We start from the raw sequence: 24,651 nt of genomic DNA, 5'->3' as shown, positions 1-24,651 counted from the left end.
GCACGACATGTTTGAACGCATCATTCGTCTCGCCATCGAGCATCGGTGGCTGGTTATGTTGGCCGTGTTCGGCATGGCCGCGTTGGGTATCTATAACTACCAGCGCTTACCGATCGATGCCGTACCGGATATCACCAATGTTCAAGTCCAGATCAACACGGCAGCACCCGGCTATTCGCCGCTGGAAGTCGAGCAACGGGTGACTTATCCGGTTGAGACCGTTATGGCTGGATTGCCGCACCTGGAACAGACCCGCTCGCTTTCGCGCTACGGCTTGTCGCAGGTTACGGTGATTTTCAAGGACGGAACGGACATTTATTTTGCCCGTCAACTGGTCAATCAGCGTATCCAGGAAGCCAAGGAGAAACTCCCGGCCGGAATTGCGCCAGCCATGGGACCGATTTCCACCGGTCTGGGTGAAATCTACTTGTGGACCGTCGAAGCCGAGGATAACGCGAGAAAAGCAGACGGTACGCCCTATACACCAACCGATTTGCGTGAGATTCAGGATTGGATCATCAAGCCGCAATTGCGTAACGTGACAGGCGTCACCGAGATCAATTCGATCGGTGGTTTTGCCAAGGAATACCAGGTCGCACCCAGTCCGGAAAAACTGGCCTCTTATGGCCTGACGCTTCAGGATGTGGTTGTTGCCATCGACCGCAATAACAGCAACGTCGGCGCAGGTTACATCGAGAAGCGTGGAGAACAGTACCTGATTCGCGCGCCGGGCCAGGTGCGCGGCATTGAGGATATCCGGAACGTTATTCTGGCCAATGTCCAGGGGGTGGCGATTCGCGTCCGCGATGTGGCGGATGTCGGCATCGGTCGTGAACTTCGCACCGGTGCTGCGACCGATAACGGACGGGAAGTTGTGCTGGGTACGGTATTCATGTTGATCGGCGAGAACAGTCGTACTGTTTCTCGTGCGGTCGACCAGCGAATGGCTGAAATAAACCGCAATCTGCCGGACGGTATCAGGGCGGTTACCGTTTATGACCGGACTGTCTTGGTGGATAAGGCGATCAATACCGTCAAGAAGAACCTTCTTGAAGGTGCCGTGTTGGTGATCGTCATTCTTTTCCTGTTTCTCGGCAACATCAGGGCGGCCATCGTTACCGCCCTGGTGATCCCGCTTTCCATGCTGTTTACCTTCTCTGGCATGGTCAATTATCGTGTCAGCGCCAACTTGATGAGCCTTGGGGCCCTCGACTTCGGGATCATCATCGACGGCGCTGTCGTCATCGTCGAAAACTGTGTTCGCCGATTAGCCCATGCCCAAGCGCAATCCGGACGACCGTTGACCCGGAACGAGCGGTTCCACGAAGTCTTTGCCGCTTCCAGAGAGGCTCGCCGAGCGCTGTTGTTCGGTCAACTCATCATCATGATCGTCTATCTGCCGATCTTTGCGCTCACTGGCGTCGAAGGCAAGATGTTCCACCCCATGGCTTTCACCGTGGTCACCGCGCTCGTCGGTGCCATGATCCTCTCCGTTACCTTCATCCCTGCGGCCATCGCATTGTTCATCGGGGACAAGGTGGATGAAAAAGAAAATTTCCTGATGCGGGCAGCCAAGCACTGGTATGAGCCGGTACTGGCTTGCGTTATGGCAAACAAACCGGTGGTACTGGTTTTCACGACCGTGATGGTTCTTCTCTCCGGTTTGCTTGCAACGCGCATGGGAAGCGAATTCGTTCCGAGTCTGAATGAGGGAGATTTGGCGATCCAGGCGCTACGTATTCCGGGAACCAGTCTTTCTCAATCGCTGGCCATGCAACAGCAATTGGAGAGACATCTCAAGGATGAGTATCCGGAGATCGAAAGGGTTTTTGCCAGAACCGGTACGGCCGAGATTGCCTCGGACCCGATGCCACCCAACATTTCCGATGGTTACATCATGCTGAAACCTGAGGAAGAATGGCCGGAACCGAAAAGGTCACGCGACGAACTGCTGGCGTCTATCCAGGAGACGGTTTCCAAGCTGCCGGGGAACAGCTATGAGTTTTCCCAGCCGATCCAGTTGCGCTTCAATGAGTTGATCTCCGGGGTCCGCAGCGATGTGGCCATCAAAATATTCGGCGATGACATGGACGTGATGAATGATACGGCCAGCAAGATTTCGGCGGTACTGGAGACAATTCCTGGCGCTTCCGAAGTCAAGATCGAGCAGACGACGGGGTTGCCCATGCTGACCGTCAACATCGACCGCGAGAAGACTGCTCGCTACGGACTCAACATCGGCGATGTGCAGGATGCGATTTCGACCGCGATCGGTGGCAGGGAAGCTGGAACGATGTTCGAGGGAGACCGTCGTTTCGATATTGTCGTGCGTCTACCGGAGAACTTGCGCTCGGATCTCGAATCGCTGAGGCGTTTGCCAATCGCTTTGCCAAAAGCGGCAATTGTTGGCAATGCGGGCGACGCGCGTACGGCCTACATTCCTTTGAGTGAGGTCGCCAGTCTAGAAACCGCACCGGGGCCGAATCAGGTCAGCCGGGAAAATGGCAAGCGTCGAGTCGTCGTCAGCGCCAACGTCCGTGGCCGGGACATCGGTTCCTTCGTTGGCGAGGCGCAGATTCGTCTGGCCGAGGTCAAGATTCCGAGCGGTTACTGGACTGCCTGGGGCGGAACTTTCGAACAACTGGAGTCTGCTTCCAAACGCCTCAAGATCGTTGTGCCTGTGGCCTTGCTACTGGTATTCACGCTGCTGTTTGCAATGTTCGGCAACGTGAAGGACGGGTTGCTGGTGTTTACCGGTATTCCGTTTGCCCTCACAGGTGGTGTCGTTGCACTTTGGCTGAGAGGTATTCCGCTCTCGATTTCAGCCGGTATCGGCTTCATTGCCTTGTCCGGCGTGGCCGTACTGAATGGTCTGGTGATGATTTCCTTCATCCGCAATTTGCGTGAAGAAGGACGTTCCGTCGACGATGCCATTCACGAAGGGGCGCTGACACGCCTGCGTCCCGTGCTGATGACCGCGTTGGTGGCGTCTCTCGGCTTCGTTCCCATGGCCATTGCCACGGGAACCGGTGCTGAAGTCCAGCGCCCACTTGCCACGGTGGTGATCGGTGGGATTTTGTCGTCGACTGCGTTAACGCTGCTCGTATTGCCTTTGCTGTACCGCATGGTTCATGGCAGGGAAAAAACGCTGGAAAAATCGGATAACCAGTAGGTCGCAGGTTTTGAAAATACTGAAATGACCAACATGAGTTTCTGAATTTCAGAGGTTTCAAGATGAGCGATTTTCCAAAAATTGACCGTATGCAGTCTGTTATTAAAAACCGCGATTCAAAAAACGATGGAAAAACCACTTCCGCGAGTGGTTTTTCCAAAATCTTGGAGATGAAAGTTAATGAAGCCTCGACGCGCACAGAGGCTGAAAAAACAAAAATTGATCTGCAACAAAAGATGCTGGGAGTGCGTGCTTATCGGCAGCAGTTGATTGCATCAAATATAGCGAATGCTGATACACCGGGGTATAAATCGGTAGATGTTGATATTGCCGAAATTGCCAATCAGCTAGCAATGAATTCTCTTTCAATGAAAACTTCCGCTCAGGGACATCTGAGTGGAGTGGAGGATAAAAGTCAGATTTTCCGTTTGAAGTATCAGATTCCGTATCAGAGCAGTGTGGATGGAAATACCGTGGAAATGGATATTGAGCGGCAAAAGTACGCTGACAATTCTCTGATGTATCAGTTTTCATTGGACCGGGTTGGTGGTGAATTTAGAGATATGAAAGAACTGTTCAGTTCGATCAAATAAGGTTCGGGGAATTTGAGATGATTGGTTTGAAATCTGCCTTGGGTAAAAAAATTCCTGGAACGGAGGTTTTGACTTTTCTGGCAAGTTTGTTTTTTCTGTTTTTCTGCAATAAATCGTTCTGGAACTCTGTTTTTTCGTTGTTGGCCTCAAGGCCGATCGTCTCCATGTGGGTCGATGTGTTTTTTTACGGTCTGATGGTGTTTTCTGTTCAATGGCTTTTTTTGTTGTTGATCATTAATAGGTGGACATTCAAGCCAGTATTTACGGGGATGTTTATTATTACGGCATTGGCTGTTTATTTCATGGATAGTTATGGCGTATATTTTGACAGGTCCATGATTCGCAATGTGTTTGAAACGGATTTCAGGGAAAGCATAGAGCTTCTCGATTGGCGCTTGCTGTATTACGTTTTGGCGTATGGATTGGTTCCTTCGCTACTGGTTTGTCTAATAAAGGTTGAAAGGTTCGGTTTTCGCAAGGCTTTTTATGTACGTGGAACGTGTGTTGGTTTTGCACTGTTACTAATTGCCGGAAGTTTTTGGATGACGAGCAGCAGTCTCGTTCCGATGATGAGGGCGCATAAAGAGATTCGCTATCTGGTAACGCCGAGTAATTTTTTATTCTCGACAGCCCGACTTTTTTTGGCTAAAGAAAAAACCGATGGATTGATAGTCAAGACAATAGTCGGGCAGGATGCGCGACGATTAATCCACTCGACCCACAGTAAACCGCAAGCTTTTGTACTTGTAATCGGTGAAACTGTTCGTGCCGAAAATTGGGGGTTAAGTGGTTACGCTAGGCAGACCACGCCCAAGCTGGCGCAACGGAATGTCATTAATTTCACCGATTTCTCGAGTTGCGGTACCGATACTGCGACTTCTTTGCCTTGCATGCTCTCATTTCAGGGGCGGAGAAACTATGACGAAGGAGACATCCGGACAACAGAATCCGTGCTGCATGTTCTGGATCGATCCGGGGTTTCTGTTATTTGGCGGGATAATCAGTCAGGCTGCAAGGGAACCTGCTCGGGTCTGTCATTCGAAAACTTTCAGAATGTCAAAGACGATTTATTGTGTAAAGGCGGCCGATGTTTTGATGAAATACTGATAAGGGATATCAGAAATACGATTGAGAAAACGGAGAAAGACGTATTGATTGTTCTGCACATGCTGGGTTCGCATGGTCCTGCCTATTATCAAAGATATCCTGATGGCTTCCGAAAATTCGTTCCGACATGCGATACAACTGATCTTTCCAAGTGTTCAAGAACTTCATTGGTAAATACTTACGATAATACAATTTTATATGCCGATTCGGTTCTCGATGGTTTGATTGATGAGCTTTTGAGCGTCAAAACCCATGATTCGGCAATGGCCTATGTATCCGATCATGGTGAGTCTTTGGGTGAAAAAGGATTTTACTTGCACGGGCTTCCATATTCGATGGCGCCTAGGGAACAAATCAAGGTTCCATTTTTTATGTGGTTTTCCGATGAGTTTCAGCGAAGTCATGATGTGAGTTTGGCCTGTGTGACGCAGCGGGCAAAACAAGCTGCTAATCACGATAGTTTAGTGCACACCCTGCTCGGTTTGTTCGATGTCAAGAGTCACATCTATGATCCAGTCTTTGATCTTGCGAGAAATTGTGATTGATTTTTAAGGCGTGAGTGTCGGTGTTTTTAATTTCAGCGTTTTGTTTATATTTCATGTGTTTGCGATGTGTTTTCCTGCATTGCGGCGGTTTTTTATAGCGAGTGGTGGCGTGCGAAGTTGTAAATTTTGAATAATTTAATATTGTTATGTGGTTGTTTTCTAATCCGTTAAAAATGTTTTCGAAATTTAAGTTTTTTAAGGGTTTAAAGGATATATGTAAAATACAGTGAAGTTTATTTTTTAAATGTGTTTTATGTATTGTTTTGTTTTAATTTGTTGCTTTTTTTAGGTGGTTTAAATGCAGATGAATTTAATTATTGGGCTACCGGTGTCGACTAAGGTTTTAGTTGTCTGGGGGTTGATTGTTGTGGTTTTTTTCGGATTCTGGCTTCTGGAGCGCCATCTAAGCTATCGAAAAAATCGACTTTCGTATTCAAAATTGTTGACCAGAAGAATATGTCGAGGGCGTTGTGGCAAGTGAAGTAATGGGCGGTAAATAGCCATTTTGCTTCGGCAGTGTCAAAGCTGACGGTGAACTGTCCGGCTTCATCCACCTGGCACGCTTCGACGACTTCGCCGAACTGGGTGCCAGCGTCAGCGCCGGTTGCCGCTGCCAGGGGCGGGCGCGGCAACTGTTCCGGGCCGCGCTGGCCGAGGCGCAGCGGCAGGACCTGCACGACGCCGCCCGTGACATCTGCCGGACGCTCGGCTACGCGATGCGCGAATCCGCCACCATATCAGCGGGTACGCGTCGCGCTGGCGAAATGCGTAATCGCGCGGTGTTGGCCGCTGAATCGCATTCGACCTGAGCATACGAAATCGTCAACTTGACTAGTCAAAGCCGAACGACAGCCGACCTTTAGCGGACATGAGGCGATTGCGCTTTGGGGCAACGCCGTCGATATTTCGCAGCGAAAATCGCGAATTCTTGCGGTCGACCGCAGGTTTTACCGAAAAAGTGTAAGAAATTCCTGCGCTCGCCGACCAATGGAAACCCGGCCGATGCTGCGCGGTCTACCCGCAGCCGACCGGTGCATCCCTTATCCTCGTCGGCGCCAAGCCCGGAGAACCGATTCATGAACCTGCGTCACATCCTGCGCAGCGCTGTCTGCGCCATCCTCACCGTATCCGCCGTCGCTGCCGGCGCGGCCGACAAGCCGCCGGCCGCTCGCAGCGGCAGCGAAAGCATCGTGCTCGGCATGGGCTGTTTCTGGGGTGCCGAGAAACGCATGGCGGCGGTGCCCGGCGTGCTCGACGTCGAAAGCGGCTACGCCAACGGCGACATCCAGGGCGGCTACAACGCCATCCTCGCGCAGGAGAAGGCGATCCGCGCCGGACAGAGCAACAAGCGCAATCACGCCGAAGTGGTCAAGGTGACCTTCGATCCGGCAAAGACGACGCTGGAAAAGGTGCTGATCCAGTTCTGGGAAAACCACGATCCGACCCAGGGCGACCGCCAGGGCAATGACGTCGGCAGCAACTACCGCAGCGCCATCTACACCGCCGGCGAGGCGCAGCAGGCGCTCGCGCTGAAGACCCGAGACGCCTACCAGAAGGCCTTGAGCGCCGCCGGCCGCGGCCGCATCACCACCGAGATCGCGCCGCTGAAAGCCTATTTCCGCGCCGAGGACTATCACCAGGATTACCTGGTGAAGAATCCCGACGGCTACTGCGGCCTCGGCGGCACCGGCGTCAAATATCCGGGCAGCGACGCGACACCGATGGCCAAGGCGCCGGCCAGGGTTCGCCCGCTCGACGGCGCCCGGCTCAACCAGCAGCGCCAGCTGGTCGTCTTCGAAGCCGAGGATTGCGCCTATTGCCGCCAGTTCAAGGCCGAGGTGCTCGACCGCTGGAAGTCGCCGGTGCCGGTCGTGCGTACGCTGGCGCCCGAAGCGCCGACCGGCTGGACGCTGGAGAAGCCGCTGTTCGCGACGCCGACCATTGTCCTCTTCGAGAAAGGCAAGGAAGTCTCGCGCTACACCGGCTACAACGGCGACCAGGCGCGTTTCTGGAAATGGCTGGGTTTCCACCTGCTGACGCCGGCGCAGCAGAAGATCGCCTTCGAGCAGGGCACCGAACGTCCCGGCACCGGCTCGCACCTCGACGAAAAACGCCCCGGCACCTTCGTCGACCCGATCACCGGCGCCGCCTTGTTCCGCTCCGACACCAAGTTCGACAGCGGCACCGGCTGGCCCAGCTTCTTCAACCCGCTGCCCGGTTCGATCACGCTGCACGAGGATGTCAGCCACGGCATGCGCCGGGTCGAGGTGCGCAGCGCCAGTTCCGGCATCCATCTCGGCCACGTCTTCGACGACGGCCCGCCGCCGAGCGGCAAGCGCTACTGCATCAACGGCAATGTCCTCCAGTTCGTGCCCGACCAGGGCAAGTGAAGCGGTGCGAGGTTGAAAAAAAACGGCCGGGGGCGACAAACCCCCGGCCGTTTTTTTGCGTTGCCGACGGGTTTACCCGGCGATCTTGCGCATTTCGGCGATCAGGTCGGCCTTGCCTTCGAAGCCGATGCCCGGCAGCGCCGGCAGGTCGACGTGGCCGTCGACGACCTTGACGCCGTCCGGGAAGCCGCCATAGGGCTGGAACAGGTCCGGGTAGGACTCGTTGCCGCCCAGGCCCAGGCCGGCGGCGATGTTCAGCGACATCTGGTGGCCGCCGTGCGGGATGCAGCGCTTGGCCGACCAGCCGTGCTGCTTGAGCATGTCCAGTGTGCGCAGGTATTCGACCAGGCCGTAGCTGAGCGCGCAGTCGAACTGCAGCCAGTCGCGGTCCGGGCGCATGCCGCCGTGCCGGATCAGGTTGCGCGCGTCCTGCATCGAGAACAGGTCTTCGCCGGTGGCCATCGGCTTGTCGTAGTAGTTGCGCAGCGTCGCCTGCAGTTCGTAGTCGAGCGGGTCGCCCGGTTCTTCGTACCAGAACAGGTCGTACTGGGATAAGGCCTTGGCGTACTGGATGGCGGTATCGAGATCGAAGCGGCCGTTGGCGTCCACCGCCAGCTTCTGGCCGTCCTGCAGCACGCTGAGGATGGAATCGATGCGGCGCAGGTCCTCGTCGAGCGAGGCGCCGCCAATCTTCTTCTTGACCACGGTGTAGCCGCGGTCGATGTAGCTTTTCATCTCGTCCTTGAGCTTGCCGTGGTCCTGGCCCGGGTAGTAGTAACCGCCGGCGGCATAAACGAAGATCTTCGTGTCGGCCCGGCCGTTGCCGTAGCGGTCGGCGAGCAGCTGGTACAGCGGCTTGTCCTCGATCTTGGCGACCGCATCCCAGATCGCCATGTCGATGGTGCCGATGGCCACCGAACGTTCGCCGTGGCCGCCCGGTTTTTCGTTGGTGAACATGCAGTTCCAGATCTTGTGCGGATCGAGGTTGTTGCCGCTGGCGTCGAGCAGGCTGTCCGGGTCGGCGGCCATGATGCGCGGAATGAAGCGTTCGCGCATCAGCGTGCCCTGGCCATAGCGGCCGTTCGAGTTGAAACCGTAGCCGATCACCGGCTTGCCGTTGCGCACGACGTCGGTGATGACGGCGACGACGCTCAGCGTCATCTTGCTGAAATCGATGTAGGCATTGCGGATGGGCGAGCTGATCGGAACGGTCTTTTCGCGGATTTCGACGATTTTCATCTGGGTCTCCTGGTGGGTCGGCAGGGCTTTCTGCCGGAACGCCGCCAGAATATGGTTAAATTTGAACCGCGTGTTTCAGCGAAAATTGACTTCATTATTCAAATAAATTGAAAACTTCGACCTTTGCCGAACTGGAATTCTTCGTCCTGCTCGTCCGTCTCGGCAGCCTGTCGGCGGCGGCGCGGGCGCTGGACATCACGCCGCCGGCGGCGACCATGCGCCTGGCGGCGATGGAAAAACGGCTCGGCGTGCGCCTGCTCAACCGCAGCACGCGCAAGATCAGCCTGACCCCGGAGGGCGAGACCTATCTCGAACACGCCGCCCGGCTGCTTGCCGAACTGCGCGAGATGGACGAACTGGTCAGCGGCAACCGCCAGGCGCCGCGCGGCCAGTTGCGTGTCAATGCGCCGCTCGGTTTCGGCCGCACGGTGATCGCGCCGCTGCTCTCGGTCTTCGCCGCCCGCCATCCCGAGCTCGAGGTGCAGCTGGAAGTCAGCGACCGGCCGCTCGACCTGATCGACAGTGGCTTCGATCTCGCCGTGCGCTTCGGCGAGTTGCCCGACACGCGCATCAACGCCCGGCGCATCATGTCCAACCGGCGCTTCATCTGCGCTTCGCCGGCCTACCTGGAAAAGCACGGCACGCCGAAGACGGTGGCCGACCTGGCCGGCCACCGCTGCATCGTCCATCGCCAGAACGAGGATGCCTGGGGCGTCTGGCGCTTCATTGCCGACGGCCGCAGCGAGATCGTCAAGGTGCACGGCGTGCTGTCGAGCAACGACGGCGACATCGTCCAGGGCTGGGCGCTCGACGGGCAGGGCATCGTCATCCGCTCGGAATGGGATGTTGCCCGCTATCTGGACAGCGGCCACCTGCGCCGCATCCTGCCGGACTACACGCTGCCGGCCGCCGATCTTTACGCCTACTACCCGGGGCGCCAGCACCTGCCGGCCCGGGTGCGCGTGTTCATCGATTTCCTGGTCGAGGAACTGGCCGCGCGCTGAGCGAGCCCGCCCTCAGCGGGCTTCGGCATTGGCGTTGTACACGCCGCCCGAGGCGGCGATCAGGCCGGCGACGTCGCTGGCCGGCGGGGCGCCGAACAGCCGCCGGTATTCGCGGCTGAACTGCGAAGGGCTTTCGTAGCCGACGCGATGCGCGGCGCTGGCCGCGTCGTGCCGGCAGGTCAGCATCAGCCGGCGGGCTTCGTGCAGGCGCAACTGCTTCTGGTACTGCACCGGCGTCATCGACGTCAGCGCCTTGAAATGGTGGTGCAGCGACGAGCGGCTCATGTTGGCCAGTTCGGCCAGGTCGTCGATGCTGGCCGGCTGTTCGAGATGGCTGCGCATCCACTGGATGACGCGCACGATCTGCTGGCTGTGGCTGCCGGCGGTGGTCGCCTGCTGCAGCCGCGAGCCGAGCTCGCCGGTCAGCAGGCGGTAGAGCAGTTCGCGTTCGATGATCGGCCCGAGCACCGGGAAATCGTCCGGCGTGTCGAGCAGCCGCAACAGCCGTAACACGGTGTTCTGGAGATCCACATCGACGCGGCCGATGCCGAAGCTGCGGTCGACCGCGCCGGAAGGCGGATTTCTGCGCAGCCCGGCGGCCAGCTCGGCGATCTTCAGCGGGTCCAGCTCGACCGCCACGCCGAGGTAGGGTTCCTTCTGGCTGGCAGTGATCACGCTCGACGAGATCGGCAGGTCGACGGTGGCCAGCATGTAGTGCTCGGCGTCGTACTCGTAGGTTTCGTTGCCGACCAGGATGCGCTTGGCGCCCTGGGCGATCATCGCGAAGGCCGAGGTGACCACGGTGCAGCTCGGTTTGTCGGCGACGCAACCGCGGAACAGGACCAGGCCGGGCAGCGGCGTTTCGCGCCGGCCGAGCGTCGGGCAATGGCGGTCGATCAGCCGGGCCATTTCGCTGCGCTGGGCGGCGAAGGTGGCGTCGGCGGAATTTTCGGCGCGGGGCAAGGTCTGAGCGGAGGCGTCCATGGCGCAGGGTTCGGGAAAATCGTCGTGGTCCGGCAGGGTAGCGTTTTCGACCGCGGCCGGCGAGCGGGGTTCGCGCAGATTTGGACGATCAGGCAATAAGTTAGAACTTTTGGGTTATCGGACCGGCACCGCGTTCGCCGACACTGGGCAGCGTAAAAGACAGGCCACTCGGGCGGCGGCAGCGTTTGCCGCCCCTTTTCAGCGAGGAAGCAGCAGATGATCAAACTCAACGTAAACGGCAAGCAGGTCAAGGTCGATGTCGATCCCGACACGCCTCTGCTCTGGGTCTTGCGCGACACCCTGCAACTGACCGGCACCAAGTTCGGCTGTGGCCAGGCGCTGTGCGGCGCCTGTACCGTGCATCTCGACGGCCAGCCGGTACGCTCCTGTTCGCTGCCGGTGTCGGCGGCGGTTGGCCAGAAGGTCACCACCATCGAAGCCGCCGACGCCGAAAAGGTCGGCAAGGCCGTGCAGGATGCCTGGCGCAAGCTCGACGTCGTCCAGTGCGGTTACTGCCAGTCCGGCCAGATGATGAGCGCCATTGCGCTGTTGCGCGACAACAAGGCGCCGAGCGATGCCGACATCGATACCGCGATGTCCGGCAACCTGTGCCGCTGCGCCACCTACGTGCGCATCCGCGCCGCCATCCACGAAGCCGCGCAGACGCTGGCCTGAGGAGTCCCCGATGAACGCCAAACTGAATCCGTCCGCCGTCGAAGGCGTTGCCGAAATCCGCCTCGAGAACGTCAGCCGCCGCCGCTTTTTGCAGGGTGGAACGGCGTTGACCCTGGGCTTCATGCTGCCGGCCGGCGCCGCGCTGGCCGCCGGCAAGCTGCCTGCCGCCGGGCCGGGCAAGGCCGGCGAAGGCCTGGCCGCCGCAGTCACCTTCGAGCCCAACGCTTTCCTGCGCATCGGCGCCGACAACAGCGTCACGGTGTTTTCCAAGCATCTGGAGATGGGGCAGGGCACCTATACCGGCCTGGCCACCATCCTCGCCGAGGAACTGGACGCCGACTGGGCGCAGGTCCGCGTCGAGGGCGCGCCGGCCGACGCCAAGCGCTACAACAACCTGTTCTGGGGGCCGACGCAGGGCACCGGCGGCAGTACGGCGATGGCCAATTCCTGGGAACAATTGCGCAAGGCCGGCGCCGCCGGTCGCGCCATGCTGGTTGCCGCCGCCGCCCGCCGCTGGCAGGTGCCGGCCGGCGAGATCGCGGTGGCCGGCGGCGTGGTCAGCCACGCGGGCAGCGGCCGTCGCGCCACCTTCGGCGAACTGGCCGCCGATGCCGCCAACGAGACGGTGCCGGCCGAACCGCGATTGAAAGACCCGAAGGACTTCAAACTGGTCGGCAAGCGTGCCAACCGCAAGGACAGCGCGGCGAAGACCGACGGCAGCGCGCAATTCACGCAGGACGTCCATCTGCCGGGCATGCTGGTTGCCGTGGTTGCCCATCCGCCGCGTTTCGGCGGTCAGGTCAAATCCTTCGACGCGAGCCGGGCGCGCAAGGTCAAGGGCGTGGTCGACGTGGTGCAGATTCCGCAGGGCGTGGCCGTGCTGGCCCGCGATACCTGGAGCGCCAAGAAGGGGCGCGACGCGTTGAGCGTGGTCTGGGACGACAGCGCCGCCTTCAAGCTGGGCAGCGACGAAATCCTCGCCCGCTACAAGGCGCTGGCCAGGACGCCGGGCAAGGTGGCGCGTCAGGAAGGCAATGCCGATGCCGCCTTTGCCGGTGCCGCCCGCGTCATCGAGGCGAGCTACGACTTCCCCTATCTGGCGCATGCCGCGATGGAGCCGATGAACTGCGTCATCCGGCTCGATGCCGACGGCGCCGAGGTGTGGAACGGCGAACAGTTCCAGACCATCGACCAGATCAAGGTGGCGGCTGTGCTCGGCCTGAAGCCGGAACAGGTCAGGCTGAACATGCTGTACGCCGGCGGCAGCTTCGGCCGCCGTGCCTGCAAGGATGCCGATTACCTGATCGAAGCGGCGCACATCGCCAAGGCGATCGGCGGCCGGGCGCCGGTCAAGCTGGTCTGGCTGCGCGAGGACGACATGCGCGCCGGCTACTACCGGCCGCTGTTCCACCACGCGCTGCAGGCCGCCATCGATGCCGACGGCAAGCTGACCGGCTGGCGTCACCGGCTGGTCGGCCAGTCGATCCTGATCGGTTCGCCGTTCGAGGCCTTTTTGGTCAAGGACGGCATCGACGGCGTCTCGGTCGAAGGTGCCGCCAACCTGCCGTATGCGATTCCCAATCTTACGGTCGACCTGCATACGCCGACCGATATCGGCGTGCCGGTCTTGTGGTGGCGTTCGGTCGGCTCGTCGCACACCGCCTTTTCGACCGAAGCCTTTCTCGACGAAGTCGCCACGGCGACCGGCCAGGATCCGGTGGCGCTGCGCCTGCAGTTGCTCGACAAGCATCCGCGCCACGCCGGCGTGCTGCGCCTGGCCGCCGACAAGGCCGGCTGGCACACGCCGCTGCCGGCCAAGCCGGGCGAACGGCGCGGGCGCGGCGTGGCGGTGCATGAATCGTTCAATTCCTATGTTGCCCACGTCGTCGAAGTGACGGTGGCAAAAGACGGTTCGGTCAAGGTCGACCGCATCGTCAGCGCCGTCGATTGCGGCACGCCGATCAACCCGGACAACATCCGGGCGCAGATCGAAGGCGGCATCGGTTTCGGCCTGGGCGCGATGAGTTTGGCGATCACCCTCAAGGACGGCGTGGTCGAGCAGGGCAATTTCGACGGCTTCGCCCCCTTGCGCATCGCCGACATGCCGGCCGTCGAAGTGCATATCGTGCCGTCGCAGGCGGCGCCGACCGGCGTCGGCGAACCGGGTGTGCCGCCGGTGCTGCCGGCGGTGGCCAACGCCATTGCCGCCGCCACCGGCAAGCACCTGCGCAACCTGCCGTTCGATACCCGCAGCCTGGCGGTGTGACATGGACGATCTCGACATGCAGGTACTCGACGCCGCCCGCAACTGGGCGGCGGCCGGGCGAGCCTACGTGCTGGTCACCGTGGCCCGCACCTGGGGTTCGGCGCCGCGTCCGACCGGCGCCTGGATGGCCGTGCGCGACGACGGCGCGGTGGTCGGCTCGGTCTCCGGCGGCTGTATCGAGGACGATCTGGTACGCCGTGTGACGGCCGGCGAATTCGCCGGCCAAACCCGGCCGCGCGCGCTGCGCTATGGCGTGACTGCGGACGAGGCGCACCGCTTCGGCCTGCCGTGCGGCGGCACGCTCGAACTGCTGCTGGAACCGGCCCCCGACCCGGCGCTGCTCGCCGATCTGGCGGCGCGACTGGCCGGCGGCCAGCTGGCGCAACGGCGGGTGGCGCTGGCCAGCGGCCAGGTCGACCTGTTGCCCGGCAGCGCCACCGACAGCCTGTTCTGGGACGGCGAAACCCTGATCACGCTGCACGGCCCGGCCTGGCGGCTGCTGATCATAGGTGCCGGCCAGGTGTCGCATTACCTGGCGAGCATGGCCCAGGCCCTCGGCTACCGCGTCTATCTCTGCGACCCGCGCAGCGAATATGCCGACGGCTGGAACGTGCCCGGCACGATCAAGGTGGCGGCCATGCCCGACGATGCCGTGACCGAACTGGCGCTCGATCCGCGCAGCGCGGTGGTGGCGCTGACCCACGATCCCAAGCTCGACGACCTGGCGCTGCTCGAAGCGCTCAAGTCGCCCGCCTTCTACGTCGGCGCGCTCGGTTCGCGGGTGAACAACGGCAAGCGGCGCGAACGGCTGCTGCAGTATTTCGACCTGACGCCGGCCGAAGTCGACCGTCTGCACGGCCCGGTCGGCCTGCCGATCGGCAGCCGCACGCCGCCGGAAATCGCCGTCTCCATCCTGGCCCAGATGACCGCTGTCAAAAATGGCCAGGCCGGCCGGTCGACCGCAGCAGCGGTGTCTGATCCCTACGCCTGCAGCGTGGCATGAGCGACGACACGCCGGCGGTGAGCGGCATCCTGCTGGCCGCCGGCTACGGGCGGCGTTTCGGTAGCGACAAGCGCTGGCACCGGCTGGCCGACGGCACGCCGATGGCGCTGGCTGCCGGCGCCCGGCTGCTGGCCGCCTGTCCGCACAGCATTGCCGTCGTCCGCCCCGAAGACGACGAACTCGCCGCCGCGTTTCGACAACTCGGGCTGGACGTGGTGCATTGCGCCGACGCCCGGCTCGGCATGGGCCACACGCTGGCCGCCGGCGTTGCCGCCTGCCGCGAGGCTGCCGGCTGGCTGGTCGCGCTGGCCGACATGCCCGACATCGCCCCGGCCAGCTACCGTGCCGTCCTCGCCGCGCTGGCCGCCGGCGCCGGCATCGCCCGCCCGCAATACGCCGGGCGCCCCGGTCACCCGGTCGGCTTTGCCGCCACTCACCGTGCAGCGCTGCTCGCGCTATCCGGCGACGAAGGCGGGCGCGGCATCCTCGCCGCGCAGCGCGATGCGCTGCAACTGTGCCCGGTGGACGACCCCGGCATCCTGCTCGACCTCGACGAAAACCCGGCCGGCGGCTGAACTCCGGCGAGAACGCCGCATGCCGGTTAAGATGCGCACCGCCACCACTCGCCGAATACCGCCATGAACCTCTGGGTCGATGCCGATGCCTGCCCCGTCGCGATCAAGGAAATCCTCTACCGCGCCGCCAACCGCGCCCAGATCCCGCTCACGCTGATCGCCAACCAGATGCTGCGCGTACCGCCATCGCCGTGGATCAAGGCGCTGCAGGTGCCCGCCGGCTTCGACGTGGCCGACCGGCGCATCGTCGATGAAGCCGCGCCCGGCGACCTGGTCATCACCGCCGACATCCCGCTCGCCGCCCTGGTCATTGCCAAGGGCGCCACGGTGATCGACCCGCGCGGCGAACGGATCGACCAGAGGAACATCCAGGAACGCCTGAGCATGCGCAACTTCATGGAAAGCCTGCGCAGCAGCGGCGTCGAAACCGGCGGCCCAAGCGCCCACTCGGCCGCCGACCGGCAGGCTTTTGCGAATCAGCTGGATCGTTGGCTGGCGAGGGGGTGAGGGGGCGCTTGTAACTGCCGTTCAATGCCGATGTCGCACTGATTTGATGGGTGCGGCTATCGACAAAGCAGGCGTAGCTAGTTTGGAGAAGCGGTCGTTCGGAACGAGCAAGCTCAGCCGACGGCAGGCAGCGTAGCTGGCTGACGATCGGCTGGAGTAGAGCTTAGAAATCATCATTCTGGGGTAGTTATTCCCAAGAACTTTACGTCTTCGGTGCCTTTGGTAAATAGTAGGACAACCAAGTCGAGGCTTTTTGAGTTGCGTGCTTGCTCGATAGCCGCTGCATTAGCGTATTGCGACCGGCTGAGTTTTAAGCTCTGTATTACCGCTGAAAGCCATTCCGAGGAGAACTGCAAAAAAGGCCCCATCGACATTTGATCAAGTTGTAAGTCACCCTTCGGGCCGGTGGCTTTCAAGCCCAGTAGTAGGAGGGTTCTTCCGTTCTGCTCTTTAAGCGCCAACTGGTCGTTGTTGTACTCACCGCCAAACCGTCCCTCAATCACGCTGAATCCGTAACGATGCGCTATAGATTCAAATAGGCTGCTACGAATTCGCGCTTCCTCGGAATATGCGTTCATTGCTAGCGCAGGTTTCTCAGTTTGCGGAGAGATTTCAGAAGTAGCTGCTCCGGCTAACGCAGGTGCAATGAAAGATGCAAAAAGTAGGATTTTGAATGCTGAGTGCATGATGATTTCTAATGATGCTGTATAAAAATTGTCTTCATGCCAGGATCGTATCTATAACCAAACGGAATGCCATGATTGGAAGTGACATTGTTCTTCTGAGCAGCATCATGGCGCAGTTAGGACCGGCACGCATTTGGGTTACCTTCGGGGTTTTTCAGTGCTGAGATGAGACACAAAACTGCTGGAGTCTGTGGTTCGGTCTTAAGCACCTCCAGTTCTCTGGCTTGTCGTTCCGGCGAATAGTTTGCGCGATAGGCGGCGATGTGTTTGCGTCGAAGCTCAGGATCTCCCGCTACGGCGCCACGAAATAGCCAGTAGTCGGCAAGTGGCGGAATCTTCTCGTATGTGGCGTACCTTTCGTAAAGCGTCGCGATAGCGGTGATGTCACCTTGAGATGCCTTATTCGCCACTGCCGTCAGCGCGGGATCGTCGTCACTACAGTTATTGGAGCAGGCAGTGAGAGTGGCAACAATAAGCAAGGCGCTTGCACGCACGGCGGAACCGACAATACGACTGACGATGGTCACTGTATGACCCTACCGTTGAAAATCACCGGACGCAGGCAAGCGTAGCTTGCCGGAGGTCCGGTGGATCGGAATGTTAGGCAACGGGAAGTGGCTACTGTGGAATGTGTTGCTGAGCACCTGACTTGCCCTTCAGAATTTGGAAAAACACCTCAGCAAAAAAAGCTAACGCAAGGCCGAATAGTATCTGTTGCAGAGATAGGCTGAATATGCCTAACCCAAAGACGACGCTGCCGATAAATTGGACCATGCGCAGGGAATATGCAAAAGGTTTTTTCCAGAGAGGGAGGGCTGAAAATTCCGCATGCCGTTGATGCTGCAACTCCTTTTTGCTGAGTGCCGGTGGTTGCTTGATACCGGTAACAGCTTCTTCAATCTCAGCACCGGTTGCTACGGAAGCAAAGCCGCAATACTGGCAAGTGCTTTCGCCGGGATTATTTACCGCTTTGCACGAGTGACAAACCCAAGCGTATCCGGCCATATGAGCCTAACTAGTAGACGACAGGAGTGTCCAATAAGCTGGACCCCTGTCCAATAAGCTGGAACACGAGACAGGCCGTAGTCTTTGCCCGTTGGGCTTTTCAGAAAAATGTGTTTTATGCAGCATGTTGGCGAGAGACTGAAACCGGACAGCTTGTCATTGTACTGATGCCATTCATGCAATAGACATCTCGTCGAGCGTCTGCCTTGCAGAATTTTTTGAACAGCGGCAGTTGGCCGGTAACTGCCAGTTATCAACAGCATGACGGGCAGGGATGGCCGATTAGCGGGCCGTGGATTTTCCCTTCGTTCTCCTTTGTTCCTCGCTACCATACGCCCCTGTCCATCTCCCGTCAGGAACCCCCATGACCCCTACCCAAGCCCGTTGCCGCTGGGCCGAGAGCGATCCCTTGATGCGCCACTATCACGATACCGAGTGGGGCGTGCCGGTGCGCGATGCGCGGATGTTGTGGGAGACCTTGATGCTGGAGGGCTTTCAGGCGGGGCTGTCGTGGCAGGTGATCCTGCGCAAGCGGGAGGCGTTTCGTGAGGCCTTTGCCGGGTTCGATCCGCTGCGCGTGGCGGCTTTCGATGAGTGCGATGTCGAGCGTTTGATGGGCAATCCGGGGATTGTCCGGGCGCGCGCCAAGATCGTGGCGACCATCGGCGGAGCGCGGATATTCAACGAGATGCAGGCGCGCGGCGAGGATTTTGCCGATTACTGCTGGTCCTTCACCGGTGGCGAGACCTTGCGCGGGGATGGCAAGGCCACCCAGACGGCGTTGTCGGAGCGGATTTCAAAGGATCTGAAGCGGCGTGGCTTCAAGTTTGTCGGGCCGACCATCGTTTATGCCTGGATGCAGGCGGTCGGCATGATCGACGATCATCTTCCCGGCTGTTTCCTGCATCGCGGACTGGCAGCCGGCGCGGCCTGACGCCGCCTGCGGCGGTGGGGCGCCGGTGCCCGCACCGCCGGTTTTCCTCGCGCGCTACCAGCCGCCGCCGAGCGCCCGGACCAGATTGACCGTGGCGCGCGCCCGTTCGCCGTCCAGCGTTACCGCGGCGCGTTGCTGCTGCAGCACGCTGCGGTCGGCATCGATCACGCTCAGGTAGCTGATCGCCCCTTCGCGATACTGGATGTGCGATAGCTGGGCGGCCCGTCCGGCGGCGCTGACCGCGCGGTCCTGCGCGGCGTTCTGGCCGTCCAGGATGCGCAGGTGGGCGAGGTTGTCCTCGACTTCCTTGAAGGCCTGCAGGATGGACTGGCGGTAATTGGCGACCGCTTCCTGGTGCGCCGCATTGGCCCGCTCGACACCGGCCGCGCGGGCGCCGCCGTCGAAGATCGGCAGGCTGAGCAGGGTGCCGACCAGCGGCCCGAGCACATAGGCCTGGCTGGCTGTCTTGAACAGGTCGCCGAGGCCGGCCGACTCGTAACCGTAGCTGCCGGTCAGGCTGATGCGCGGGAAGTAGGCGGCACGGGCGGCGCCGATGCGTTCGTTGGCGGCGGCCATGCTGCGCTCGGCGGCGGCGATGTCCGGACGCCGTTCGAGCAGGGCCGAGGGCAGGCCGGCCGGCACGCCGACCTTGAGGCGGACGATGGCTTGCGGCGGCAGGCTGAACTCGGCCGGCGTCTTGCCCAGCAGGATGGCCAGCGCGTGTTCGGCGACCGCCCGCTGGCGTGCCACGCCGTCGGCTTCGGCCTCGGCCGAGGCCAGTTCGGTGCGGGCGCGCGCCAGCTCCAGCTCGCCGATGTCGCCGGCGTCGTAGCGGCGCTGGAACAATTGCAGCGTTTCCTGGCGCAATTTGACGGTGTCGGCGTAGAGCGCGCGCAGGCCGTCCAGTTCGCGCACCAGGAAATAGGCCTGTGCCACGTCGGCCTGCAGGCTCAGCAGCGTCGAGCGGAACAGCGCCTCGTCGCGCTCGGCGTCGAGCCGCGCGGCGTCGGCGGCGCTGCCCAGGCGGCCGAACAGGTCGGCTTCCCAGGCGAAGGTCGCCTGGCCGCGCCACAGCGTGGTGGCGCTGGTATCGGCGTCGGCCGGCAGGCCTTGCGAGGCCGGCGAAGCTTGCTGGCGGGTCGGCCCGAAGCCGACGCCGACCTGCGGGAACAGCGCGGCGCGGGCGTTTCGTTCCAGCGCACGCGCCTGGCCGAGGCGGGCGGCGGCGGCCTTGAGGCTCTGGTTGGCGGCCAGCGCCTGCTGTTCAAGGTCGTTCAGCGTGGCGTCGCCGAACACCTGCCACCACTCGCCGCGCGCGGCGGCATCGGACGGCTGGGCCAGCTTCCACTGCTCGCCGACGGTGGCGTCGGCCGCCGGGGCTTCCTTGTACGCGGCGGGAACGGCCGTTTCGGGGCGCTGGTAGGTCGGGGCCAGCGAGCAGCCGGCGAGGATCAGCAGGCTGGCCAGCAGGGCGCTCGTCAGGATGGGTTTCTGGTTCATGGTCTTACTCCTGGGGCGCGTGGTAGGCGGACGGGCCGGCCACCAGCGGGGCGTCGTGATGGGCGGCGGAATGCAGCTTGTGCTTCTTGTCCAGCGTGCGCAGCAGCACGTAGAACACCGGCGTCAGGAAGAGGCCGAACAGCGTCACGCCGAGCATGCCGAAGAACACGGCGATGCCCATGGCGTGGCGCATCTCGGCACCGGCGCCGGAGGACAGCACGAGCGGCACGACACCCATGATGAAGGCGATGGAAGTCATCAGGATCGGGCGCAGCCGCAGGCGGCTGGCGTTGATCGCCGCCTGCACCGGCGTGCTGCCCTGCATTTCCAGCTCGCGGGCGAATTCGACGATGAGGATGGCGTTCTTGCAGGCCAGCCCGACCAGCACCATCAGCCCGATCTGGGTGAAGATGTTGTTGTCGCCGCCGGTCAGCCAGACGCCGGTCAGCGCCGCGAACAGGCTGGTCGGCACGATCAGGATGACGGCCAGCGGCAGCGTCAGGCTCTCGTATTGCGCGGCGAGCACCAGGAAGACCAGCAGCACGCTGATCGGGAACACCCAGATGCCGGCGTTGCCTGCCAGGATTTTCTGGTAGGTCAGGTCGGTCCATTCGAACTTGACGCCGCGCGGCAGCGTCGCCGCCGCCACCCGCTCGGCCGCCGCCTCGGCCTGTGACGAGGAATAGCCGGGGGCCGGGCCGCCGTTGATGTCGGCCGCCGTGTAGCCGTTGTAGCGCACGACCATTTCCGGCCCGAAGGTCTTCTTCACCTGCACCAGCGAGGACAGCGGCACCATTTCGCCGGCCGCGTTGCGGACCTTCAACTGGCCGATGTCTTCCGGATGGGCGCGGAAGGGCGCGTCGGCCTGGGCGCGCACCTGATAGACGCGGCCGAAGCGGTTGAAGTCGTTGACGTACTGCGAGCCGAGGTAGATCTGCATGGTGTCGAAGACGTCGGTGACCGAGATGCCTAGCTGCTTGGCCTTGGTGCGGTCGAGATCGACGTCGATCTGCGGCACGTTGATCTGGTAGCTGGAGAACATCGGGCCGAGCGCCGGTTCCTTGGCGGCGGCCGCCATGAAGGCGTTGGCCGCTTCGTTCAGCTCGGCGTAGCCGACCGAACCGCGATCCTCGATCTGCATCTTGAAACCGCCGACCGTGCCCAGGCCCATCACCGGCGGGGGCGGGAAGGTGGCGATGAAGCCTTCCTGGATGGCCGAGAATTTCTGGTTCAGCGCCCCGGCGATGGCGCCGGCCGACAGTTCCTTGCCTTTGCGCTCGTCGAAGGGCTTCAGTCCGACGAAGACGATGCCGGCGCTGGAGCTGTTGGTGAAGCCGTTGATCGACAGGCCGGGGAAGGCGATGGCGTGCTCGACGCCGGGCTGTTCGAGGGCGATCTCGCTCATCTTGCGGATGACGGCTTCGGTGCGGTCCAGCGAGGCGCCATTCGGCAGTTGCGTGAAGCTGACCAGGTACTGCTTGTCCTGGCCGGGCACGAAGCCGCCGGGCACGACGTAGGACAGGCCGATGGCCCCGGCGATCAGCACCAGGTAGACGCCGATGGCCCCGGCCTTGTGCGAGATGATGCCGGTGACGCCGTGACCGTAGCGCTCCGAGGAACGGTTGAAGAAGCGGTTGAAGGCACCGAAGAAACCGCCGAGGTAGCGGTCCATCTGCACCGTCAGCCAGTCCGGCTTCTCGCCGTGGCCCTTCAACAGCAGCGCGGCCAAGGCCGGCGACAGGGTCAGCGAATTGACCGCCGAGATCACCGTCGAGATGGCGATGGTCATGGCGAACTGCTTGTAGAACTGGCCGGTCAGGCCGGTCATGAAGGCCAGCGGCACGAACACCGCGACCAGCGTCAGGGCGATGGCGACGATGGGTCCGGACACTTCACGCATGGCCCGGTAGGTGGCCTCGCGCGGCGTCAGCCCGGCCTCGATGTTGCGCTCGACGTTTTCGACGACGACGATGGCGTCATCGACGACGATGCCGATGGCCAGCACCATGCCGAACAGCGACAGCGCGTTGATCGAGTAGCCGAAGCCGAGCATCAGCGAGAAGGTGCCGACGATGGACACCGGCACGGCCAGCAGCGGGATGATCGAGGCCCGCCAGGTCTGCAGGAAGACGATGACTACCAGCACGACCAGGGCGATGGCTTCGAGCAGCGTATGCACGACGGCTTCGATGGAGGCACGCACGAACTGCGTCGGGTCGTAGACGATGTCGTATTTGACCGAATCCGGGAAATCCTTGGCCAGCTCCTTCATCGCCTCGCGCACGCCGCTGGAGACTTGCAGCGCGTTGGCGCCGGGTGCCTGGAAGATCGGGATGGCCACCGCCTGCTTGTTGTCGAGCAGTGCGCGCAGGCCGTATTCGGCCGCCGCCAGTTCGACGCGGGCGACGTCGCCGAGGCGGGTGATGCCGCCGTCGGACGAAGACTTCAGGATGATGTCGGCGAATTCCTCGGCGCTCTTCAACCGGCCCTGGGCATTGACGTTCAGTTGCAGCGGCACGTCGGCGAGGGTCGGCGAAGCGCCGAGGGTGCCGGCGGCGACCTGCACGTTCTGCTCGCGGATGGCGCGTACCACCTCGGCGGCGCTCAGGTTGCGTTGGGCCACCTTGCCCGGATCGAGCCAGACGCGCATGGCGTAGTTGCCGGAGCCGAACAGGCCGACCTCGCCGACGCCCTGGATGCGCGCCAGCCGGTCCTTGACGTTGAGCACCGCGTAGTTGCGCAGGTAGGTCATGTCGTAACGGTCGTCCGGCGAGGTCAGGTGCACCACCATGGTCAGCGTCGGCGAGCTCTTGATCGTCGTCACGCCCAGGCGCTGCACGTCCTCGGGCAGGCGCGGCAGGGCCTGCGAGACGCGGTTCTGCACCAGTTGCTGGGCCTTGTCGGGATCGACGCCCAACTGGAAGTTGACCGTGACAGTCAGGTTGCCGTCGCTGTTGGCCTGCGACTGCATGTAGAGCATGTTCTCGACGCCGTTGATCGACTCTTCCAGCGGCGCCGCCACCGTTTCGGCGATCACCTTGGGGTTGGCGCCCGGGTACTGGGCGCGGACGACCACCGAGGGCGGCACGACCTCGGGGTATTCCGAGATCGGCAGCTTGAAGGCAGCAAGGATGCCGGCCAGCAGGATCAGGATCGAGATCACGCCGGCAAAGATCGGCCGGTCGATGAAGAATTTTGAGATGTTCATGGCTTGCTTTCGTTTTTATGCATGGTTCAGCCGGCTTGTTTTGCCGTGCCGTCAGCCGCGGCCTTGGCCGCGCCGCCGCTCATCTCGGCGGCGTTGGGGCTGACGGCGTCGCCGGGGCGCACGCGCTGCAGGCCGTTGACCACGATGCGTTCGCCGGCCTGCAGGCCGCGGTCGACGATGAGCAGGCCGTTCTGCGTGGCGCCGGTGTGCACTTCGCGGTACTCGGTCTTGTTGTCCGGGCCGACGACCAGCACGAAGCGCTTGTCCTGGTCGGTGCCGACGGCCTTCTCGTTGATCAGCAGGGCCTGCCGTTCCTGGCCGCCGCCCAGGCGGATGCGGGCGTAGAGGCCGGGCACCAGGCGGCCGTCGGCGTTGTCGAAGACGGCGCGCACGCGGATCGTGCCGGAGGTGGTGTCCAGGCGGTTGTCGACCGAGTGGATCTGGCCTTCCAGCGGGTAGCCGTCCTCGTTGGCCAGGCCGAGCCCGACCGGCAGGGCAGTGCCCTTTGCCGTGCGGGCCGGATTGACGTAGCGCAGGAAGCTCTGCTCGTCGACGTCGAAGGCGGCGTAGATGCGGTCCGACGAGACGACGGTGCTCAGCGCCGGGCCGCCGTTGGCGGTGACCAGATTGCCGACGGTGATTTCGGCACGCGACATGCGCCCGCCGATGGGCGCGACGATCTGCGTGTATTCGAGGTTCAGCTTGGCCACGCGCAGCGCGGCCTGGGCGGCTTGCAGGCTGGCGGCGCCGTCGCGCGCGGCGTTCTGTTTTTCCTCGAAGTCGCGCTTGGCGATGGCGTTGTCGGCCAGCAGGCGCTCGGCGCGCGCCAGTTCGGAGGCGGTGTAGGTGGCGCGCGCCTCGGCGGCGCTGGCCTGGGCCTGGGCGCGGGCGACCTCGGCGGCGTAGGGGCGCTGGTCGATGGTAAACAGCAGGTCGCCCTTCTTGACGATGGCGCCGTCCTTGAAATGCACGGCGGTCAGGATGCCGGAGACCTGCGGGCGGATCTCGACGCGATCCACAGCTTCCAGACGGCCGGAGAAATACTGCCAGTCGACGAGGTTGCGGCTGACCACGCTGGCGACGTCGACCGGCGTGGCCTGGGCGGCGGCCGGGGCGTTGGCGTGCGCCTCGTTGCCGCCGGAGAGGCCCCAGGCGGCGGCCGTGACGGCGACGATGCCGGCCAGTGCCAGGCAGATGGTCGTCCTTCTGGACTTGGGATGATGGCGGGAGAAGTTGGGGAGGGACATTTTGTTTTCCT

General features: G+C 61.9%; 20 protein-coding genes. 12 read left to right on the top strand and 8 right to left on the bottom strand.

The features are described 5' to 3' along the window. Positions 1–7 precede the first annotated feature (7 nt). From L0962_RS06980 to msrA, 5 genes are all read left to right on the top strand, one after another. Positions 8–3,172, top strand: coding sequence for a CusA/CzcA family heavy metal efflux RND transporter (locus L0962_RS06980; RefSeq protein WP_234085634.1), 3,165 nt, complete (start codon positions 8–10; stop codon positions 3,170–3,172). Positions 3,173–3,234: 62 nt separating this feature from the next. Then, positions 3,235–3,765: a flagellar basal body rod protein FlgB gene (gene flgB / locus L0962_RS06975; protein ID WP_234085633.1), complete on the top strand. Its 531-nt coding sequence runs from the start codon at positions 3,235–3,237 to the stop codon at positions 3,763–3,765. A 17-nt stretch (positions 3,766–3,782) separates the two neighbouring features. Next, on the top strand, positions 3,783–5,417 hold the full coding sequence (locus tag L0962_RS06970; protein ID WP_234085632.1) for a phosphoethanolamine transferase: 1,635 nt from the start codon (positions 3,783–3,785) through the stop codon (positions 5,415–5,417). A gap of 548 nt (positions 5,418–5,965) precedes the next feature. Next, entirely contained in the window at positions 5,966–6,226 is a 261-nt protein-coding gene (locus L0962_RS18290; RefSeq protein WP_367398021.1) for a hypothetical protein, read from the top strand. A 267-nt stretch (positions 6,227–6,493) separates the two neighbouring features. Then, positions 6,494–7,807 (top strand): peptide-methionine (S)-S-oxide reductase MsrA, encoded by a 1,314-nt coding sequence (gene msrA / locus L0962_RS06960; protein WP_234085630.1) that lies wholly within the window; start codon positions 6,494–6,496, stop codon positions 7,805–7,807. 72 nt (positions 7,808–7,879) lie between these two features. On the opposite strand, the gene L0962_RS06955 is transcribed toward msrA, so the two are convergent. Beyond that, the gene (locus tag L0962_RS06955; protein WP_234085629.1) at positions 7,880–9,046 is read right to left on the bottom strand and encodes a mandelate racemase/muconate lactonizing enzyme family protein; all 1,167 of its coding nucleotides are present in this window, start codon (positions 9,044–9,046) and stop codon (positions 7,880–7,882) included. 107 nt (positions 9,047–9,153) lie between these two features. Here L0962_RS06955 and L0962_RS06950 point away from each other — a divergent pair, with 107 nt between their 5' ends. Next, entirely contained in the window at positions 9,154–10,050 is an 897-nt protein-coding gene (locus tag L0962_RS06950) for a LysR family transcriptional regulator (RefSeq protein WP_234085628.1), read from the top strand. Between the two features lie 12 nt (positions 10,051–10,062). On the opposite strand, the gene L0962_RS06945 is transcribed toward L0962_RS06950, so the two are convergent. Continuing rightward, on the bottom strand, positions 10,063–11,130 hold the full coding sequence (locus L0962_RS06945) for an AraC family transcriptional regulator (RefSeq protein WP_234085627.1): 1,068 nt from the start codon (positions 11,128–11,130) through the stop codon (positions 10,063–10,065). A gap of 120 nt (positions 11,131–11,250) precedes the next feature. Here L0962_RS06945 and L0962_RS06940 point away from each other — a divergent pair, with 120 nt between their 5' ends. From L0962_RS06940 to L0962_RS06920, 5 genes are all read left to right on the top strand, one after another. Continuing rightward, a complete protein-coding gene (locus tag L0962_RS06940; RefSeq protein WP_234085626.1) occupies positions 11,251–11,709 on the top strand; it encodes a (2Fe-2S)-binding protein in 459 nt (152 codons plus the stop codon). 10 nt (positions 11,710–11,719) lie between these two features. Continuing rightward, positions 11,720–13,975, top strand: a complete 2,256-nt coding sequence (locus L0962_RS06935) for a xanthine dehydrogenase family protein molybdopterin-binding subunit (protein WP_234085625.1) — start codon at positions 11,720–11,722, stop codon at positions 13,973–13,975. Between the two features lies 1 nt (position 13,976). Beyond that, positions 13,977–14,978 carry an XdhC family protein gene (locus L0962_RS06930; protein WP_234085624.1) on the top strand — a complete coding sequence of 334 codons (1,002 nt, stop codon included), beginning with the start codon at positions 13,977–13,979 and terminating at the stop codon, positions 14,976–14,978. Next, entirely contained in the window at positions 14,975–15,553 is a 579-nt protein-coding gene (locus tag L0962_RS06925) for an NTP transferase domain-containing protein (RefSeq protein ID WP_234085623.1), read from the top strand. Before L0962_RS06930 ends, L0962_RS06925 begins: the two co-directional genes overlap by 4 nt. A 63-nt stretch (positions 15,554–15,616) precedes the next feature. Next, positions 15,617–16,060 carry a YaiI/YqxD family protein gene (locus L0962_RS06920; RefSeq protein ID WP_234085622.1) on the top strand — a complete coding sequence of 148 codons (444 nt, stop codon included), beginning with the start codon at positions 15,617–15,619 and terminating at the stop codon, positions 16,058–16,060. A gap of 173 nt (positions 16,061–16,233) precedes the next feature. On the opposite strand, the gene L0962_RS06915 is transcribed toward L0962_RS06920, so the two are convergent. From L0962_RS06915 to L0962_RS06905, 3 genes are all read right to left on the bottom strand, one after another. Then, positions 16,234–16,746 (bottom strand): hypothetical protein, encoded by a 513-nt coding sequence (locus L0962_RS06915; RefSeq protein WP_234085621.1) that lies wholly within the window; start codon positions 16,744–16,746, stop codon positions 16,234–16,236. Between the two features lie 116 nt (positions 16,747–16,862). Then, positions 16,863–17,273, bottom strand: a complete 411-nt coding sequence (locus L0962_RS06910; RefSeq protein WP_234085620.1) for a hypothetical protein — start codon at positions 17,271–17,273, stop codon at positions 16,863–16,865. Between the two features lie 91 nt (positions 17,274–17,364). Then, entirely contained in the window at positions 17,365–17,751 is a 387-nt protein-coding gene (locus L0962_RS06905; protein WP_234085619.1) for a hypothetical protein, read from the bottom strand. Positions 17,752–18,115: 364 nt separating this feature from the next. On the opposite strand from L0962_RS06905, the gene L0962_RS06900 reads away from it, so the two are divergent. Then, positions 18,116–18,685: a DNA-3-methyladenine glycosylase I gene (locus L0962_RS06900; protein WP_234085618.1), complete on the top strand. Its 570-nt coding sequence runs from the start codon at positions 18,116–18,118 to the stop codon at positions 18,683–18,685. Positions 18,686–18,739: 54 nt separating this feature from the next. On the opposite strand, the gene L0962_RS06895 is transcribed toward L0962_RS06900, so the two are convergent. The 3 genes from L0962_RS06895 to L0962_RS06885 are packed head-to-tail and all read right to left on the bottom strand — an operon-like array spanning position 18,740 to position 24,640. Continuing rightward, positions 18,740–20,185: an efflux transporter outer membrane subunit gene (locus tag L0962_RS06895; RefSeq protein ID WP_234085617.1), complete on the bottom strand. Its 1,446-nt coding sequence runs from the start codon at positions 20,183–20,185 to the stop codon at positions 18,740–18,742. A 4-nt stretch (positions 20,186–20,189) separates the two neighbouring features. Continuing rightward, entirely contained in the window at positions 20,190–23,393 is a 3,204-nt protein-coding gene (locus L0962_RS06890; RefSeq protein ID WP_234085616.1) for an efflux RND transporter permease subunit, read from the bottom strand. 26 nt (positions 23,394–23,419) lie between these two features. Beyond that, positions 23,420–24,640 carry an efflux RND transporter periplasmic adaptor subunit gene (locus L0962_RS06885; RefSeq protein ID WP_301332254.1) on the bottom strand — a complete coding sequence of 407 codons (1,221 nt, stop codon included), beginning with the start codon at positions 24,638–24,640 and terminating at the stop codon, positions 23,420–23,422. Between the last annotated feature and the right edge of the window lie 11 nt (positions 24,641–24,651).

Source organism: Azonexus sp. R2A61 (genome assembly GCF_021401135.1).
Taxonomy (GTDB): Bacteria; Pseudomonadota; Gammaproteobacteria; order Burkholderiales; family Rhodocyclaceae; genus Azonexus.
Note: the sequence above shows the minus strand (reverse complement) of the source record. Positions and strands in the feature narration are given on the sequence as shown.